Origin of the sequence: Serratia sarumanii (assembly GCF_029962605.1) — a bacterium.
Classification (GTDB): domain Bacteria; phylum Pseudomonadota; class Gammaproteobacteria; order Enterobacterales; family Enterobacteriaceae; genus Serratia; species Serratia sarumanii.
In genome coordinates this window covers 3,065,410-3,081,364 of sequence record NZ_CP124750.1, presented here as the reverse complement: position 1 = coordinate 3,081,364, position 15,955 = coordinate 3,065,410, and the positions used below count along the sequence as shown (strand labels likewise).

The window sequence follows — 15,955 nt, the reverse complement described above, 5'->3', positions numbered from 1 at the left end:
TGAGTGAGATCTGCGAAGCACCTCTCGTTTATCGCCCTTCGGGGCGGCGGGTTCTGTACTATTGTTTTCTCTTTGCGGCACGTTCCAGGCCGATGGGGCGCTGGGCGCAACGGAGATCACAGATGAACAAACGGGAATTAGAAAGCGCGATTGTCACCGATTTTTCCAAACGCATGAGCTACGGCGACTACCTGTGCCTGGACCAACTGCTGGACTGCCAGCACCCGCTCTCCAACCCGCCGCATCATGATGAAATGCTGTTCGTGATACAGCACCAAACCTCCGAGCTGTGGATGAAGTTGATGCTGCACGAGCTGCAGGCGGCGCTGCGGCTGGTGCAGCAGGACAAACTCAGCCACTGCTTCAAAATCCTGGCGCGCGTCAAACAGATCCAGCGGCTGTTGTTCGAACAGTGGGCGGTGTTGGAAACGCTGACGCCGTCGGAGTACGTCGAGTTTCGCGACGTGCTGGGCAGCTCGTCTGGCTTCCAGTCGCACCAATATCGCTCGATCGAGTTCCTGCTCGGCAACAAGAATGCGGCGATGCTGGCGGTGTTCAGCAGCGACGCGGAAAAACACGCCGCGCTGAAGGCGATCCTCGAAGCGCCGAGCCTGTACGACGAATACTTGCTGTACCTGGCGCGCCACGGTTTGCCGATCCCGCAGGAGTGCCTCGAGCGCGACTGGACGCAGCCCTACCAGCGCAACCCGGATCTGCTGCCGGCATTCAAAGTGATCTACGACAACCCGCAAACCTACTGGGAAGCTTATGAAATGGCGGAGAAGCTGGTGGATATCGAAGAGAGCTTCCATCTGTGGCGCTTCCGCCATATGAAAACGGTGGAGCGGATTATCGGCTTTAAGTCGGGCACCGGCGGTTCCAGCGGCGTCAGCTTCCTGAAAAAGGCGTTGGATCTGACCTTTTTCCCCGAGCTGCTGGACGTGCGCACCGAAATCGGCGCCTGAGACAATGTGAGGGGAAGGGCGATGAGCGTGAGGATTATCGATAAGGCGGCGGAGAAGGTGGTGGGGGTGAGAGTCGTGGGGCCGTATCCGCAGACGATCCCACAGGGCTCGCAGCAACTGCTGGCATGGCGGCAGCGCCACGGCGTGCCGTTCGGCAAATGGCTGGTGCTGTATTGGGACGATCCGGCGGAAGTGGCGCCGGAAAAGCTGCGCGCCGACGTGGTGATGAGCGTGGCGGACGATTTCGCGCTGCCGGCGGAGAGCGAGGGCGTTACCGTGCAGACGCTGCCCGCCGGGCAGTACGCGGTCTACCACGTGCGCATCAGCGATGGCGACTTCGAGCGGGTGTGGGGCGAGTTCTACCAGAAGCTGTTGCCGGCCAGCGGCTATCAGCCGGTTGAGGGGGTAAGCTATGAGCACTATCTCAACGACTGCGAAGCCGACGGCTATTTCGACCTCGATATTTACCAGACGGTGAAGAAGTGGTGAGGGGGCGTTGATGATAAGGAAGGCTGAAGCGATGAACGGGACAGCTTCAGCCCGTTGTTTTGGCTAAACGTCGGTGACCTTGCCGCCAGCGCATTCACCTCCTTGCCAAAAGGGGTTACAGCGGCAGCCGGTTTTGCCGGCGCCGCCGCCCGAAAGCCGGCGTTAACCGGCTTTCCCGACGTACCACTTGGCTACTCTTTAGGGAACAGCTGATCGACGGCGCTCTGGATCGCCGCCTGATGGCCGCCGCCCGGCGCGGCGGTGCGTGCGGCGCCGCCGGGCTGGTTGAGATCCAGCTGGCCGCCGGTATTGATCTCCCCGTCCTCTTTCACCGTGATATTGAAGCTGGTGCCGGTGATGTTGATTTGGCCGTTCGCCAGCAGCTCGATCACGCTTTCGCCGCACTCCAGCCGCAGCGATTCGCCGGAGCCGAGGGTAAAGGCGTTGACCACGGCGTCGCTGCGCGTTTTGCCGGTCAGCGCCGAGGCCTCGCCTTTGACGCCGCTGGCCTGATTGAGCACCACCCGTTTGATCTGGTTGCCGCCCACCAGGTGGGTGTGGTCGTTAGCGATGCTGTGGCTCTCATCGTTTTTGACCTGGGTGTCCATGTTGCGTTCTGCCTGGATCCACACCTGTTCGGCGCCGGCCTTGTCTTCGAAACGCAGGGCGTTGGCGTTGTCGGCGGTGCCATCCTTGGAACGGCTCATAAAGCCCATTTGGGTGGCGGCGGCCGGCAGCGCCCACGGCGGCATGCTGGCTTCGTTATAAACGCGTCCGGTGACGATCGGCCGATCCGGATCGCCGTTGATAAAGTCCACCACCACTTCGTCGTTGACGCGCGGGATCTGCACGCCGCCGTAGCCCTGGCCGGCCCAGGCGCTGGAGACGCGCACCCAGCAGGAGCTGCCGTCGTCCTTCGGCCCGAAGCGGTCCCAGTGGAATTTCACCTTGATGCGGCCGTATTTGTCGGTCCAGATTGATTCGCCGGCCGGGCCGACCACCCGGGCGGTCTGCGGCCCGTGGGTTTTCGGCCAGGTGGCCTGCTGCGGCGGGTGCCAGGGCACGTCCGCCGGCAGCACGGTGAAGTCGATACGGTGTTCACTGCTCTGATCGTCGCCGCTGGCGTAGCGGTTCTCTTTCAGATGGTAGTTGGCCTGCAGCGTCAGGTACTCGCGGTTGTCGTCGGCGTGCGGGGCGTTATACAGCGTAAAGGTGCTGCCGGGAGCGATGCCCATCGCGGTGGCGGTGCCCCGGATCTGCTGATGTTCGGCCTGCCAGGCCTCCTGGCGTACGCGGGCGTAGAACTCCCCCTGCTGATGCTCGGTGTAGCGGCCCGGCCAGTCGTAGACATCGATCTGCCCCGGCGTCGGCGAGACCGGGTTTTGCCGCGCCTGGAACAGCCAGGCGTTCGGCTTGCGGAAATCGTAGTCGTCCAGGCTGTAGATGCCCGGCGTGACGCGATCGGACAACGTCCACTGGCTGATGCCTTCCTCGCTGGTGCTGCCGCCGGACGGCGTCAGGTGATAGGGGATCATCTCGTAGCCGGGATAGGGCTGGTGGTGGTGGGGCGCATCCCCGAGCACCAGCGTGTGTTTGCCCATCTCGTGTTTGAAATAGTAATAGATGCCCTCCAACTCCATCAGGCGGCTGATGAAGTTGAAGCTGCTTTCGTTGTACTGCACGCAGTAGCCCCACAGGCGATAGTCGCCGGTCAGCTGATCTTCCAGCTGCACGTTGTGCTCCGCCAGCAGGGTCTTGACGATCTGCGGCACCGTCTGTTCCTGGAAGATGCGGAAGTTGCGATCCTTGGTCATCGGCCACAGATCCGGCTGCACGTGCAGGCTATACACCGCGTAGCGGGTGCCGCCGATCTCTTCGCTGCTGACGGCGATGGCGGTGATCTTGCCGTTCAGGTAGCGCGGGGCGCTGAGAAAGCCCTGAGTCGGGATCTCCAGCGTCAGCGGTTGGCCGAGCAGCGCTTTGCGATCGAGGCGCGCGTCGGTGCTCAGCAATTCAATAGAGAAGTCGAAAGGGGTGGAAAGCGCCTCGATACCGTCCAGCGAGCGGAACAGCAGCTGCTCCTGGCCCAGCGGCGTGTGCGCAATAATGCGATCCAACATGAGAACATCCTCTGTGATTGACGTCGTGCCCTGCATACCCCGACGTTGCAGCGGCCTTGCCGCGCGGCCAATGATGGTGGGCAGTGGTGCGTCAGTCTCATGAAAAAGGGAACCCCCGCGGCGGCGGGGGGCAGAACGGGATTAACCGGCGGTGGCCGGATTGACCAGCCAGGTGCCGGCGTTGTCGATGCTGAGTTGCTGCTGGCGGAGCCGATCGTTGTGGCGGATCTCCAGCTGATAACGACCCGGCGCCAGATTCAGGCTGGCGAAGCCGTTTTCGCCCGGCGTCACCTGCTGCGGCTTGCCGTCGAGGCTGACCTGCTCGCCCGGCTGCAGTTTGAAGTACACCAGTGCCACCGGCTGCGGTGGCGGCGCCGCCTTTTGCGGTTCCACCGGCGCAGATGGCGCGATTTGCGGCGCGCTCGGCTGCTCCGTCAGGGTTTTCTGCGCCGGTGACGCTTCGCTGTTTTGCGCTACGGCCGGGGTATCATCCTCGCCGCCGCTCAGCCAGGCGACGGCGCCGATCGCCAGCAGCGCCGCGACGCCGGCGCCGGCCATCATCGGCCGCGAGAATTGGGTGCTGCGCGCGGTAACGGCGCCGGCGGCCGCGGCGGCCGCAGCCGGGTTGGCGGCCACCAGCAGGTTCTCCGGCGCGGCGGCCGGGGTGCTGATGATTTCATTTTCATCGGCGATCGGCAGATGCAACAGCTCGGCCATTTCATCGATGGTCTGCGGGCGGTCTTCCGGTTTCAGCGCCAGCGCGCGGTCGACGGTGCGCAGCAGCTCCGGCGAGTAGCCGGCGGGACGGCGCTCGGCCAGCGGCTGATAGCTGTCTTCGATGCTGCGCACCACGCTGACCGGCGGCGGCGAACCGACGATCAGCGTGTGCAGCACGGCGCCCAGTGCATAAATATCGGTCCAGGGCCCCTGTTCGCCGTCGCTGTTCTCGGTGTACTGCTCGATCGGCGCGAAACCCGGTTTCAGCATGATCTCCGTTTCGTCCGACAGGTTGCCGATCTCTTTGCGCGCCGACCCGAAGTCCAGCAGCACCGGTAGCTGGCTCTCCTGGATTTGGATGTTATCCAGCGAGATGTCGCGGTGCAGGTAACCTTCCTGATGGATGGTGTTGATGGCGCTGAACAGCGGCGGCAGCAGTCGCCGGATCCACGCCTCGTCGATTTTCTCCGGCTGCTGCGCCTGCAGGTTCTTCAGCGTGGTGCCGCTGTAGAACTGGGTGCCCATGTAGGCGGTGCCGTTCTCTTCCCAGAAGCGCAGTACGTGCAGCAGGCCGGGGTGCGAGAAGCGGGCCAGCAGGCGCGCCTCCTGAATAAAGCTGTTCAGCCCGGCCTGGAAGGTTTTGCCGAAGCGCTCGCCGCGCAGCCCGATGCTGAGATCGTCGTTGCGTTTCGCCAGCGAGGTCGGCATGTACTCCTTGATGGCGATGGTGCGTTCCAGTTGGTGATCGTAGGCGCGGTAGACGATACCGAAGCCGCCTTCGCCGATCGCTTCCTGGATCTCGAATTCGTTGAATCGATAGCCGCTCGGCAGGCTGTTCGAATTCGGTTTGGTTATCCCGGTTCCCGACATAGTGATGACTCTCTGTGTTCAAAGGGCCGCCGCCTCGGCGGCCGTGGCGTTATGCCTGAAATTGACAAATGAATTCGTTGTTCTGCAGCGCGATATGCAGCTGGCGATAGCGCTGGTCGTTGGCGCTGCCGGTCAGCAGGGTGTGGCTGATCTGCGGCAGCAGAGTGTTGGTCAGGATGGCGTCGACCATGCGGCCGCCGGACTCCACCTCGGTGCAGCGGCTGACGATCTGCTCGATGACCGCGTCGTCGAAGGTGCAGACGATGTCGTGATTCTCCGCCAGGCGACGCTGGATGCGGCCCAGCTGCAGGCGCACGATGTTGCCCAGCGTAGCGTCGGTCAGCGGGTAATACGGCACCACCAGCAGGCGGCCGAGCAAGGCGGCCGGGAACACTGACAGCAGCGGCTGGCGCAGCGCGCCGCTCAGCGCTTCCGGCTCCGGCAGCAGCTCCGGATCGCTGCACAGTCCGGCGATCAGATCGGTGCCGACGTTGGAGGTCAGGATGATGATGGTGTTGCGGAAATCGATATGGCGGCCTTCGCCGTCCTCCATCCAGCCCTTGTCGAACACCTGGAAGAAGATTTCATGCACGTCCGGGTGCGCCTTCTCGATTTCGTCCAGCAGCACCACGCTGTAAGGACGGCGGCGCACCGCCTCGGTCAGCACGCCGCCTTCGCCGTAGCCGACATAGCCCGGGGGCGCGCCTTTCAGCGTCGAAACGGTGTGCGACTCCTGGAATTCGCTCATGTTGATGGTGATGACGTTCTGCTCGCCGCCGTACAGGGTTTCCGCCAGCGCCAGCGCGGTTTCGGTCTTGCCGACGCCGGACGGCCCGGCCAGCAGGAACACCCCGACCGGCTTGTTCGGATCGTCCAGCCGCGCCCGCGAAGTGCGCACCCGGCGGGCGATCAGATCCAGCGCATGGCGTTGGCCGATCACGCGCTGGTTCAGGGTGTCGGAGAGTTGCAGCACCGCCTCAATCTCGTTTTTCACCATGCGGCCCAGCGGGATGCCGGTCCAGTCGGCCACTACCGCCGCCACGATGTTGGCGTCGACGGCGGCGAAGATCAGCGGCGCTTCGCCCTGCAGCGCGCTCAACTGCTGCTGCAGTTCGCCCAACTGGGCACGCAGCGCGTCGGCGTCAGGGCCAGCCTGCGTCTCTTCGTCGGCAGGCTCCGCTTCCTGTTGGTGCAGCTGTGCGCGCAGTGTGATGATCTCTTGGATCAGCGCCAGCTCCTGCTGCCAGCGGTCGGTCAGCTGTTCCAATTCCTGGCGCAGCGCGGTCAGCTGGGCTTCAATCTCCTGCGGGCGCAGGGGATCGCCGATGCCGACCTTGGCCTCGCGGCGGGCGATATCCAACTCTATCTGCAGCGCATCGATGCGGTGGCGGCAGTCTTCGACCTGAGCAGGCTCGGCATGTTGGCTGACCGCCACGCGCGCACAGGCGGTATCCAGCAGCGCCACCGCCTTGTCCGGCAACTGGCGGGCAGGAATATAGCGATGGGACAGCCGCACCGCGGCGTCCACCGCTTCATCCAGCAGCAGCACGCGGTGGTGTTGCTCCAGCGGGCTGACGGTGCTGCGCAGCATCAGCAGCGCTTTGTCTTCGCTCGGTTCATGCACCTGCACCACCTGGAAACGGCGGGTGAGCGCCGGATCCTTCTCGATGTATTTCTTGTATTCCGACCAGGTGGTGGCGCCGAGGGTGCGCAGTTGGCCGCGCGCCAGCGCCGGTTTCAGCAGGTTGGCGGCGTCGCCGGTACCCTGGGCGCCGCCGGCGCCGATCAGGGTGTGAATTTCGTCGATAAACAGGATGATCGGCGTCGGGCTGGACTGCACTTCGTCGATCACCGCCTGCAGCCGTTTTTCAAACTCGCCTTTGACGCCGGCGCCGGCCTGCAGCATGCCGATGTCCAGCAGGCACAGTTTCACGTCGCGCAGCTGCGGCGGCACGTCGCCGGCCACGATGCGCAGCGCCAGGCCTTCCACCACCGCGGTTTTCCCGACGCCGGCCTCGCCGGTCAGCAGCGGGTTGTTCTGGCGGCGGCGCATCAGGATATCGATGATTTGCCGGATCTCCTCATCGCGGCCGGCCACCGGGTCGATCTCGCCGTTGCGCGCTCTGGCGGTCAGATCCTGGGCATACTGCGCCAGCACGCTTTCACCGCTGCGCGCCGCGCCGGATACGTTCTCGGCGCTGCTTTCCGCCGGCGCATCCTGGGCGTTTTCCGCCGAGTGAGCGGTGATGGCGGCGAACTGCTCCATCAACAGATCGGCGTTGATGCGCTCGAACTGCGGGGAAATGGCCTTCAGCAGATGGCGCAGGCTGTAGGTTTTCAGGATGCCGAGCAGCAGGTGGCCGCCGCGGATGCGCGCCGCGCCGAATTTCAATGAGCCATAGACCCAGGCGCGTTCTACCGCGCTGTCGATGTGCTCGGACAGATCGGAAATGGCGCTGGCGCCGCGGGGCAGGCGATCGAGCGCCTCGACGATATCGCGCGCCAGCTGCGCCTCGTCCAGCGCGAAGTGGCGGACGATCTGCTGCAGATCGCCGTCCGGCGATTGCATCAGCTGATGCAGCCAGTGCGCCAGTTCGACGTAGGGGTTACCGCGCAGCTTGCAAAACGCCGTCGCACTTTCCAGAGAGGTGAATAACAGGCTATCCAGTTTGCCAAATAATACCGAGCGGCTGATTTCAGACATGGTTTTCCTCAGGTCTCAGAGTGGCCTGGCGCCGCAGGGCGCCGGCCGAAATAGGGTCAGAACGGATTTTCCAGCGGTTCAGGGCTGAAGATCAGATCGTCGAGATCGCGTTGCCGCCGATCGTCGGCCAGCCAGCTGCTCAGGCCCAGTCGCTGCGCGCCGCCGAGCTGGATGCCGTGCGCCTGTTCCTTCGCCAGGATCAGGCGCACTTCCCAGACGAACTCGATGCCCAGATATTGGCGCACCCAGTCGCGCAGCTGCCGGCACAGGTCGGCGCCGGGCAGGAAGCGGTCATAGTCTTGCTGCGGCATCGGCCCCAGCTCGATGCGGAATTTGTGCTGAATATCGCGCACCGCGATGCCGAGAAAGGCCGACTCGCCGAGCCGCGGCGCGCCGCGCCCAGCCTTGAGGCGAGCTTGCTCGCGCGGTTCCACCCGCAGCCAGTGCGGCACGTTTTCGACGATGCGCACCGGCACCTTGAAATACTGCTGCAAAATCTTGCTCAGGCCTTCCGGATCGCGGCTGTGGCGAATCAGATGACCGGCCATAAAATGTTTGGCGTGGGCGTTGATGCTGTCGCGTTCCTGCTGCGCCGGCTGGCCGATGCCGATCAGGCTCGACAGGTATTCGTCGAAGCGCCGGTTGTCCGGGCGATCCAGCGACACCGTCGGCTGCGCGTCGGCCCAGGCGCGGTAAAACAGCAGCGTCAGCCGGTGATGGAACAGGTTGGTGAACGCCAGCAGGGTGGTGTCCTGGTGGTGGTACACCCGTTCGCGCACGTATTCGGTCAGGTGCAGCGGCAGCGGCCCGTTGGGGCCGAACAGACCGAAGCTGAAGATCGAGACGTCGTGCAGCGGGCTGTTGGCGCGCGGCGCCACCTGCGCCAGCGTGGAGGGCGCGAACGACAGCGACGGCTCCTGGCCCAGACGCAGCATCTCATGGCGCGGCAGCGGCGCGCGCCCCAGTAGGTAAGGCTGGCCGCCCTGGGCGTCGATGCGGCGCAGCAGCTGAAACAGATCGTGCTTGTAAGGCGCGCTGCGCAGCCGCGGCCAGAAGTCGTCCGGCAGGCGATACAGCGCGTTAATCTGCGGCGGCGCCAGTTCGGTGGCAATCATCTCCGCGCTCATATCAGCGTCCTTTTGCCCATGCGCGCCTGCCAGTGGGCGATTTCGCCGCGCTGCTGGCTGGAGAGCGTCATCTCGGTGAAGGTGTTCATCGCCACCAGGCGTGAGAACAGGCGCTCCAGCACGCTGCCGAGTAGATAAGGGCTGTTGCCGGAGAACGCCTGCTCATCGACCGTCAGATCGATGGCGATGCCGCGCGCGAACACGATGGGGCCCGGCTCCGGCACTCGCCGATAGACCGGCCGCAGGTTGCAGTGGCGCACGCCCTGGATCTGTTTGGCGATCGCCGGCTCGCTCAGGTTGCCGTACAGCCCCAGCAGCTGGCGCAGGCTGGCGGCGCCCTGTTCCGGATCGCCGTCCATCATGCTGAGGTAGTTCAGCTGCAGCTGGCTGATCAGCCGCCAGGTGATCATGCCTTCGGCCAGCGCCGGGCGCGGCGGGGTGGGGCCTTTGCGCAGCGAGACCTGCTTGATCGGGATCGAATCGGGCATCACGAAGTTGCCCTGATCCTGTTGCAGCAACATCAACGGCAGGTCGCGGCTGGTGCACAGCACGTCGGCGGTGAGGTATTTCAGATCGCTGTGCCACGGCGATTGCCGCTCGTCCACCAGTGACACGAACACTTCCGAACCGGCATAGCCGGTGCGGGTGCCGTAGCGGCGGGCGTGCTCCGACAGCGTGCGCTGTTCGCGCCGCAGCGAGAAGTAGGCGCCATAGTTGCCGTCGTCCGCGCTCAGGGTGCTGTAAAACGGCCGAAACTCTTGCTCGTAGCGTTTTTCGCTGGCGCTGCCGCCGAGCCGCTGCACCGAGAACACTTCGTAATCCAGCGGCCGGATATTGTCGACCACCAGATGGTATTCGTGGTTTTTTTCGTTGATCGCGATGCGTTCGGCGACCTTCGGAAACAGGTTGATCACCGGCGTGCAGTGCAGCGCCAAATGGGCGGCGTCGACCACCCGCTCCAGCGCGGCGTCGTGCCGATCCAGCAGCACCACGATCTCGAACTGGCGCAGCGCCTTTTTCCCTTCGCGCACGCTCTGCAGCAGCGGACGCAGGCCGTTGACGCTGAAGAACTGGAAGCGCGCCGGGAAGGCGAAGTACTCCTGCAGCAGCCGGTAGCCTTCGAAGTTGCGCAGGTCGTTGGGCAGCAGCGCCTGTTCGGCGGCGAAGCCCTCCTGCCGCAGCCCGTCCAGCGCCAGCGCCCGCCGCTGCGGCTGCGCCTCCACCGTTTGGCAGACAAGCCCGACGCTGTGTTGCATCAGCAGTTCCAGCAGCTGCTGCGCCTGCATGTCCGGCCCGGCCAGGTAAAACATCAGCTGATCCAGTTGCAGGTTGTTGAGCGTCACGCTTTCGTAGCACTCGAGACGAATGCGCAGCGCGCTGACGCAGCCGCTGTGCTGCAGCCCCAGCGAGGCCAACGGGATATCGGCCGGAATGCCGCCCAGCTCGACGGCGGCGATGCGCACCGGCTGCAGCGTGACGTCATGGGCGGTGGCGTAGCTGCAGGTGATGCCGCTTTTCTTCAGCGTCTGGCTGTCCATCATGGTGCCGCGCGGCACCACGAAGCCGTTGCTGATGTCACCTTTGCTGCTGTCCGGCTGCAGCTCGGCGATCGCCATCGACGGCGTCGGCGACAGGTAATTGGGGTAGATGATCTCCAGCAAGCGCTGAGAAAAGCGCGGGAACTCGGCGTCCATTTTCAGCTGCACGCGCGAGGTGAGGAAGGCGAAGCCCTCCATCAGGCGCTCGATATAAGGATCCGCCACGTCGATGCCGCGCATGCCAAGACGGCCCGCGACCTTCGGGTACTGTTCGGCGAACTCGGCGCCCATCTCGCGCAGATAGGCCAGCTCGCGGTTGTAATAATCTAAAAGTTTACTGTCCATCGCCTTACCCTATGTCTTTCAGATCGAAGTGGCCGTTTTCCAGATCCACGTCGGTACGGAACAGAAACTCCAGCGGATAGGGCACGCACCACAGGCGGCCCTTGATTTCGATCGACAACACGTTGTGCAGCTCCAGCGAGCCGGTGTCCGAGATGCAGCGCACTTGCAACCCTTCGGGCAAAATGCGCGGCTCGAAATGGAGAATGGACTCGGTCAGCGCGCGCTGAATGTCGAGCCATTCGATGTCCGACATGCGCTTGCCCGCCAGTGAGGCGATGCCGTAATTCAGGGTGGAGCGCCGCACCTGAGGAAAATCGCCGAGATCCAGATTGGATTCGCTGTTGACGCAGTTGAACAGCCACTGCAGATCGCGCAGCACCCGGCGGCGCAGTTCGCTGTGCGACACCAGGTTGCGCACCTGCGTCTCCTGTTTTTTCTGCGGCTCGTCGTCGGTCAGCATGTCGAGCAGCACCGGCTGCATTTTGTCGCGTGACGTCAGGCGTTCGCTGTCCTGACGATAGCGATAGCCCTGGCGGTGCAGATCGCCGCCGTCGTAGTGGGGGGGGCGCTTGTCGTTCATGGTCAGGCGCTCGCGTCGAAGCTCAGCTGCCGCAGGCTGTGCAGCGGGAATTCGTCGCTTTCGCTGAGCCAGGTCTTCAAGCCCAGCCCCGCATAGTGGGTGCCGTCGCCCAGCGGTTGCCATTCGGTGCGTTTGCCCAGCAGCAGCGCGTCGTCGCTGTCTTCGGCCAGCGGGTAGCGGGCGGGCAGTTGGCACACCTGTTCGCGGCCGTCGGTCAGGCGCACCAGCGCATGGCTCCACACCAGATCGATGGCGCTCTGCGGCGCCTGGAACTGGATCGCGGCGATGTCGGCGAACGGCAGCCAGTAGTAAACGCCGTTCAGCGCCAGCTCGCATACCGGGCCGAGGCGGCCGTCACCGTCGGTCAGCCAGTCGAAACGCAGTTGCCGTTCTTGGTCGCCTTCGGCCAGCGTTAACCGCCCGGCGCCGGCCGGGGCGGCCTCCAGCGCTTCATCGCGCAACGCCTGGGCCTGTTCGGCCGCCCCTTGCGCATCCTGATGCAGCGCCTGCACCATCAGTTTCAGCCAGGGCTGATCCTGCCGCAGCAGCGCCGGCGCGGCCGTGCCGGCAAACACCGCCTGGCGTTGCAGCTCGGCGTTGACCGACTGCATCAGCAGCAGCGTGGTCGGTTGAGCGATCGGTTTCAACGCCTGCCAGGATTTCAGCTGCGCGTTGGCGCGCGTCCAGTTGCCGCTCAGGCACAGCAGTTGCACCAGCGCGGCGCGCAGGTCGGCATCCGCCGGTTTCGCCTTGATATCGTTTTCGACGGCGGTGATGGCCGCGCCGATCGACTGACCTTGCAGCATGCTTGCTAATGATTTCACAGGCTTTCCTTATAATCAGTGAGTGGCGCCGTTAACCGACAGGTAGCTGCCGCTAGCGGGATCGACCCGGTCTGCGGCCAGCTTTTCCACCAGCTTGAAGGTCAGCGGAGCGGGGGCGCTCAGCAGCGGTTGCCAGGCGGTTTGCGCCTGCTGCAGGCGCTGTTTGATCTTGTTCTCGTCTGCGGCGTCGACGCGCGGCATTTCAACGATCGCTTCGCCGTTGAACGCCCACGCGTGCAGCTTCGGTTCGAAGCTCAGCAGCAGGAAGCTGCCCGGTGCCTGCGGGTTGCCGCCCAGAACCAGCCGCTGGGCGTTGGCGCTGACGACGGTCAGCGCGCGATCGCCGCCGTTGATCTGCGCCAGCGGATAGCCTTGCAGGAACCACAGCGTCGGCGAGAGGGTTTGGCCGCCCTGTTGCAGCGTGACCGCGCCGCTGCCCTGCAGCCAGCCGTCCTCGCCGCAGCGCAGCGCGTCGCCGGCGGGAATGAACAGCGCGCCGCCGTTGGCTTCGTCACGCCAGAAGGTGCGGAAGTGGCAGCCCTGCGGCAGGCTGAAACGCTGAGCCGGCGCGGTGTCCGCTTGCGGAGAGGTCACGGCTACCGCCGCAGGGATCGCCGGCTGCGGCGGGATCTGCGGCTGCTCGACGGCCTCCTGTTTGACCACCGGTTTCCAGCCGCGCGCTTTGGCGGCCTCGCCGCTGGCCAGCTTCTCACCGCGCTTGTCGGTCAGCGTCCAGGGCAGGTGGCCGGTTTTCGGGCACTGCTTTTCCAGCAGATTGCCGACGCGCGGCAGGAAGTCGTTCAGCACCGCCGGATCCTGGCTTTGCGCCGAGACGATGCGCAGCGGGATGCTTTTGCCGCACCAGCTTGCCGGATTGCTGTTTTTGACGTCATCGATAAACACTTCCAGCTTCTGGCTGGGGGAGTAAACCAGGCGATAGTTCATCGCCTGCGCGGTCGGCACCGCCATCAGGGCGACGAGCCCCGGCATCCAATATTTCATAGTGAACCTTGCTGTGAATGTGCGCTGCTCAGTCGCGGCTCAGAAACCGCTCCGCATCCGCCAGCGAATGCAGCAGGGTGGTTTCCTGCGGTGAGCCAATCCAGACGGCGATAGCGCTGTAGTTATCGCTGTTATTGTTTTTCTTCCATGCCTGCTGCATCAGAGCGATCCACTCGCTGGGGGAGTTGACCATGTGCAGCGACTGTTCCAGTTCGGCCTGGCTGAAGCTGTGCCAGAAGCCGTCGGTGCACAGCAGGAAAACGTCGCCGTCTTCCAGCTGCAGCACGTCGCTGTAGGTGGCGTCGCGCTCTTCATTGAGCCCCAGCGCGAAATACAGCAGGTTGCTGTTGATGCCGTTGGTCTGATAACCGGCGTCCTGCATCTGTTGGATCAGGCTGTGGTCGGTGGTGACGGCATGCAGGTAGCCGCGGCGGAACAGATACAGGCGGCTGTCGCCAGCGTGCGCCCAGTAGGCCAGCTGATAATCGCGATCGATAAACAGGCTGACCAGCGTGGTGCCCATCTTGCTGTATTCATCCGACTGCCGCTGCTGCTGGTGGATAGCGGCGTTGGCGCGCGTGATGTGCTGGCGAATGCTCTGGGCGTTCAGGTGCTTTTCGCCGTCGAAGTTTTGCAAAATGGTGTCGCGCGCCAGTTTGGCGGCGATATCGCCGCCCGGAAAGCCGGCGATGCCGTCGCACACCACGAAGCAGGCGGCGCGGTTGCCGAGCACCTCGCCGGTCTGATCCTGGTTGGAGGCGCGGCCGCCCTGGTTGGAGGTAGAGGCTATGGTGATATTCATTACGCGTCCGGTTTGGTCTGTGAGTCTTTGTATTGATTCACTTCAACGTCATAGGCGTGCAGGAAGGCTTCGCCGAACAGGGTGTGGAAATCGTCCTCGATCTCGCCGGAGGTTTGCTGATAGTTCTTCACGAAGTAGTCCCACAGCGCAGCCTTGCGGTTGGCGGGCAGCGACAGGCGCGGCGCCACGCCTTCCTTGCGCGCTTCCTCTTCGAGACGCTCCGGGTTGAACGACTGCAGCATGGCGGCGATGATGGCGCGAATACCGGCGATCATCCCCAGCTGGTGCGCCTGCAGGTCGATCAGCGCGTCGCGCACCGCCTGCTCCGGCGGCATAAAGCCCGGCATCTGGCTGCCGAACATCTGCATCAGCACCGTTTTGCCCGAAGGCAGCAGCTTGAACGGGTTGTTGGCCTCGTCGAGGATCATGGTCATTTCGGCCTTCACGCCGCGCTTGAGGATAGAGCGGGATGACAGCAGGGCGACGGTGCCTTGCGAGAACAGGCTCAGCAGGCGTCCGGCCTGGCGGATCTGTTGTTCGTCGAAGTGCGGCTGCGGCTGCAGATCGTCGAGGCCGATGCCTTGCAACAGCGCCGCCAGCAACGGCCCTTCCAATGTGTCGCCATTCGGCGCGGCGGCATGTTGCCGCTGGGCGGACTGGTAGGCGACCGGATCGATGCCCAGGCGGTTGCCCTGGCGCGGGCGCGGCGGCTGCACGGGTGGTTCCTGCTGGCTGAACTGCGGCGCGGGTTGGGGCTGCGGCTCGGGGATTTGCACGGGCGGTGGCGTCGGCTGTGGGCGCGGCGCTTGCGGTTGTGCGGCGATCGGCGGCGCGGGCGGCTGTACCGGTTCTTCCGGCTGGGCCAGCGGCACGGCGCCGCCCATCAGCAGGCCCAGCGGATCGTTGCTGTTCAACGCTTCTGGCGAAGCGGGCGCGGATGAACCGCCGAACAGCGCCAGCGGATCCAGCTCTTGCTCCGGTTGCTGCGTTTTTTGGGTGGGAGTCGCCGGGCGCGGCGGCGCAGCCTGCTCCGCCAGCAGCGCGCTGGGGGTGGTATCGGCCAGGATGTGTTCGCGCTCAAAGGTGGTGTCGGTGTTGAACAGCGCTGCCGGATCGGTTTGCTGCTGCTGCAGCTGGCGCAGATCGACATCGCCCGCCAGCTGAGCCAGCGGATCGGCTGGGTTCAGCTCGCGAGCGGGGGTATCCAGCAGCGGGTGGCTGCCTGGATTGGCGACCTGCGGCGGTGTGACTGTGGCGGCGGCCGGCGCATTCGGCGTGAATTCTTCCACCAGGCTGTCCCAGATTTCGTTGGGGATTGGCGCGGCGGATTTTTCTTTGGCGGCGGCTGCAGGGGCCGTAACAGCGGCAACGGCGGCGGCCTTGGCCACCGGTTGAGCCTGTGGCGCGGCGTGCTGTTGCAGCGCGCTGACTTCAATCTGGTAATCGTCGATGCCGAGCACGTCGCCGTCCTGCAGTTCAACCTGGCGGCCACGTTCCAGCGGAATGTCGTTCAGCAGCACGCGGGTAACGTTGCCGCGGTTAGTGATGCGGCATTCGCCGTCAGCGGAAATATGCACGATCGCCTGCAGACGGGAAATGGCGCGCTCTTCGTCCGGCAGCACCAGGTTGTTGTCCACGCTGCGGCCGATGGTGCCGCCCGGCGGCAGAAAATCGCAACTGCTCTGCGGCGGAACCTGGCCGCTTTTATTTTTTACAATGGAAAATCGCATAAGGCATTCCTGCTGATTAGGAGGTAGTGCAATAATTAATGATTCGATCTGTGGCTTGCCAAAATTGGCGGGTATTTTGGCAAGCCGTTAAGTTGTTTCTTAACTCGTTCACTAAGGCTTGTTGTGGTCTTAATTTTACGAA

General features: G+C 64.2%; 12 protein-coding genes. 2 read left to right on the top strand and 10 right to left on the bottom strand.

Going from position 1 to position 15,955, the window contains the following annotated elements; translation table 11 throughout:
• Nucleotides 1-122: 122 nt before the first annotated feature.
• Nucleotides 123-965: a tryptophan 2,3-dioxygenase gene (gene kynA, locus SSARUM_RS14660; RefSeq protein ID WP_033635042.1), complete on the top strand. Its 843-nt coding sequence runs from the start codon at nucleotides 123-125 to the stop codon at nucleotides 963-965.
• Nucleotides 966-986: 21 nt separating this feature from the next.
• Nucleotides 987-1,454, top strand: a complete 468-nt coding sequence (sbmC, locus tag SSARUM_RS14655) for a DNA gyrase inhibitor SbmC (RefSeq protein ID WP_033647817.1) — start codon at nucleotides 987-989, stop codon at nucleotides 1,452-1,454.
• Between the two features lie 191 nt (nucleotides 1,455-1,645).
• Here the strand turns inward: sbmC and SSARUM_RS14650 are convergent, their stop codons facing one another.
• From SSARUM_RS14650 to tagH, 10 genes are all read right to left on the bottom strand, one after another.
• A complete protein-coding gene (locus SSARUM_RS14650) occupies nucleotides 1,646-3,574 on the bottom strand; it encodes a type VI secretion system Vgr family protein (protein WP_033647816.1) in 1,929 nt (642 codons plus the stop codon).
• 141 nt (nucleotides 3,575-3,715) lie between these two features.
• Nucleotides 3,716-5,161, bottom strand: a complete 1,446-nt coding sequence (locus SSARUM_RS14645; RefSeq protein ID WP_033647815.1) for a serine/threonine protein kinase — start codon at nucleotides 5,159-5,161, stop codon at nucleotides 3,716-3,718.
• A gap of 49 nt (nucleotides 5,162-5,210) precedes the next feature.
• Nucleotides 5,211-7,865 carry a type VI secretion system ATPase TssH gene (gene tssH / locus SSARUM_RS14640; protein WP_033647814.1) on the bottom strand — a complete coding sequence of 885 codons (2,655 nt, stop codon included), beginning with the start codon at nucleotides 7,863-7,865 and terminating at the stop codon, nucleotides 5,211-5,213.
• Between the two features lie 56 nt (nucleotides 7,866-7,921).
• On the bottom strand, nucleotides 7,922-8,992 hold the full coding sequence (tssG, locus tag SSARUM_RS14635) for a type VI secretion system baseplate subunit TssG (protein ID WP_033647813.1): 1,071 nt from the start codon (nucleotides 8,990-8,992) through the stop codon (nucleotides 7,922-7,924).
• Nucleotides 8,989-10,875 carry a type VI secretion system baseplate subunit TssF gene (gene tssF / locus SSARUM_RS14630; RefSeq protein WP_033647812.1) on the bottom strand — a complete coding sequence of 629 codons (1,887 nt, stop codon included), beginning with the start codon at nucleotides 10,873-10,875 and terminating at the stop codon, nucleotides 8,989-8,991. The genes tssG and tssF overlap by 4 nt, the downstream gene beginning before the upstream one ends.
• Before the next feature lie 4 nt (nucleotides 10,876-10,879).
• Entirely contained in the window at nucleotides 10,880-11,455 is a 576-nt protein-coding gene (locus SSARUM_RS14625; RefSeq protein WP_033635032.1) for a type VI secretion system baseplate subunit TssE, read from the bottom strand.
• Between the two features lie 2 nt (nucleotides 11,456-11,457).
• Nucleotides 11,458-12,279 (bottom strand): type VI secretion system accessory protein TagJ, encoded by an 822-nt coding sequence (locus SSARUM_RS14620; RefSeq protein WP_265093611.1) that lies wholly within the window; start codon nucleotides 12,277-12,279, stop codon nucleotides 11,458-11,460.
• A gap of 15 nt (nucleotides 12,280-12,294) precedes the next feature.
• Nucleotides 12,295-13,281 (bottom strand): hypothetical protein, encoded by a 987-nt coding sequence (locus SSARUM_RS14615; protein ID WP_033635030.1) that lies wholly within the window; start codon nucleotides 13,279-13,281, stop codon nucleotides 12,295-12,297.
• Between the two features lie 28 nt (nucleotides 13,282-13,309).
• Nucleotides 13,310-14,083, bottom strand: coding sequence for a PP2C family protein-serine/threonine phosphatase (locus SSARUM_RS14610; RefSeq protein WP_015378289.1), 774 nt, complete (start codon nucleotides 14,081-14,083; stop codon nucleotides 13,310-13,312).
• The gene (tagH, locus tag SSARUM_RS14605; protein ID WP_033647811.1) at nucleotides 14,083-15,813 is read right to left on the bottom strand and encodes a type VI secretion system-associated FHA domain protein TagH; all 1,731 of its coding nucleotides are present in this window, start codon (nucleotides 15,811-15,813) and stop codon (nucleotides 14,083-14,085) included. The genes SSARUM_RS14610 and tagH overlap by 1 nt, the downstream gene beginning before the upstream one ends.
• Nucleotides 15,814-15,955 lie beyond the last annotated feature (142 nt).

What these genes read in the sequence shown, in the direction of transcription:
- kynA (WP_033635042.1), top strand. Translation starts at nt 123, where the DNA reads ATGAACAAACGGGAATTAGAAAGCGCGATTGTCACCGATTTTTCCAAA.
- SSARUM_RS14650 (WP_033647816.1), bottom strand. Translation starts at nt 3,574, where the DNA reads ATGTTGGATCGCATTATTGCGCACACGCCGCTGGGCCAGGAGCAGCTG.
- sbmC (WP_033647817.1), top strand. Translation starts at nt 987, where the DNA reads ATGAGCGTGAGGATTATCGATAAGGCGGCGGAGAAGGTGGTGGGGGTG.
- SSARUM_RS14645 (WP_033647815.1), bottom strand. Translation starts at nt 5,161, where the DNA reads ATGTCGGGAACCGGGATAACCAAACCGAATTCGAACAGCCTGCCGAGC.
- SSARUM_RS14625 (WP_033635032.1), bottom strand. Translation starts at nt 11,455, where the DNA reads ATGAACGACAAGCGCCCCCCCCACTACGACGGCGGCGATCTGCACCGC.
- tagH (WP_033647811.1), bottom strand. Translation starts at nt 15,813, where the DNA reads ATGCGATTTTCCATTGTAAAAAATAAAAGCGGCCAGGTTCCGCCGCAG.
- SSARUM_RS14615 (WP_033635030.1), bottom strand. Translation starts at nt 13,281, where the DNA reads ATGAAATATTGGATGCCGGGGCTCGTCGCCCTGATGGCGGTGCCGACC.
- tssF (WP_033647812.1), bottom strand. Translation starts at nt 10,875, where the DNA reads ATGGACAGTAAACTTTTAGATTATTACAACCGCGAGCTGGCCTATCTG.
- tssG (WP_033647813.1), bottom strand. Translation starts at nt 8,992, where the DNA reads ATGAGCGCGGAGATGATTGCCACCGAACTGGCGCCGCCGCAGATTAAC.
- tssH (WP_033647814.1), bottom strand. Translation starts at nt 7,865, where the DNA reads ATGTCTGAAATCAGCCGCTCGGTATTATTTGGCAAACTGGATAGCCTG.
- SSARUM_RS14610 (WP_015378289.1), bottom strand. Translation starts at nt 14,083, where the DNA reads ATGAATATCACCATAGCCTCTACCTCCAACCAGGGCGGCCGCGCCTCC.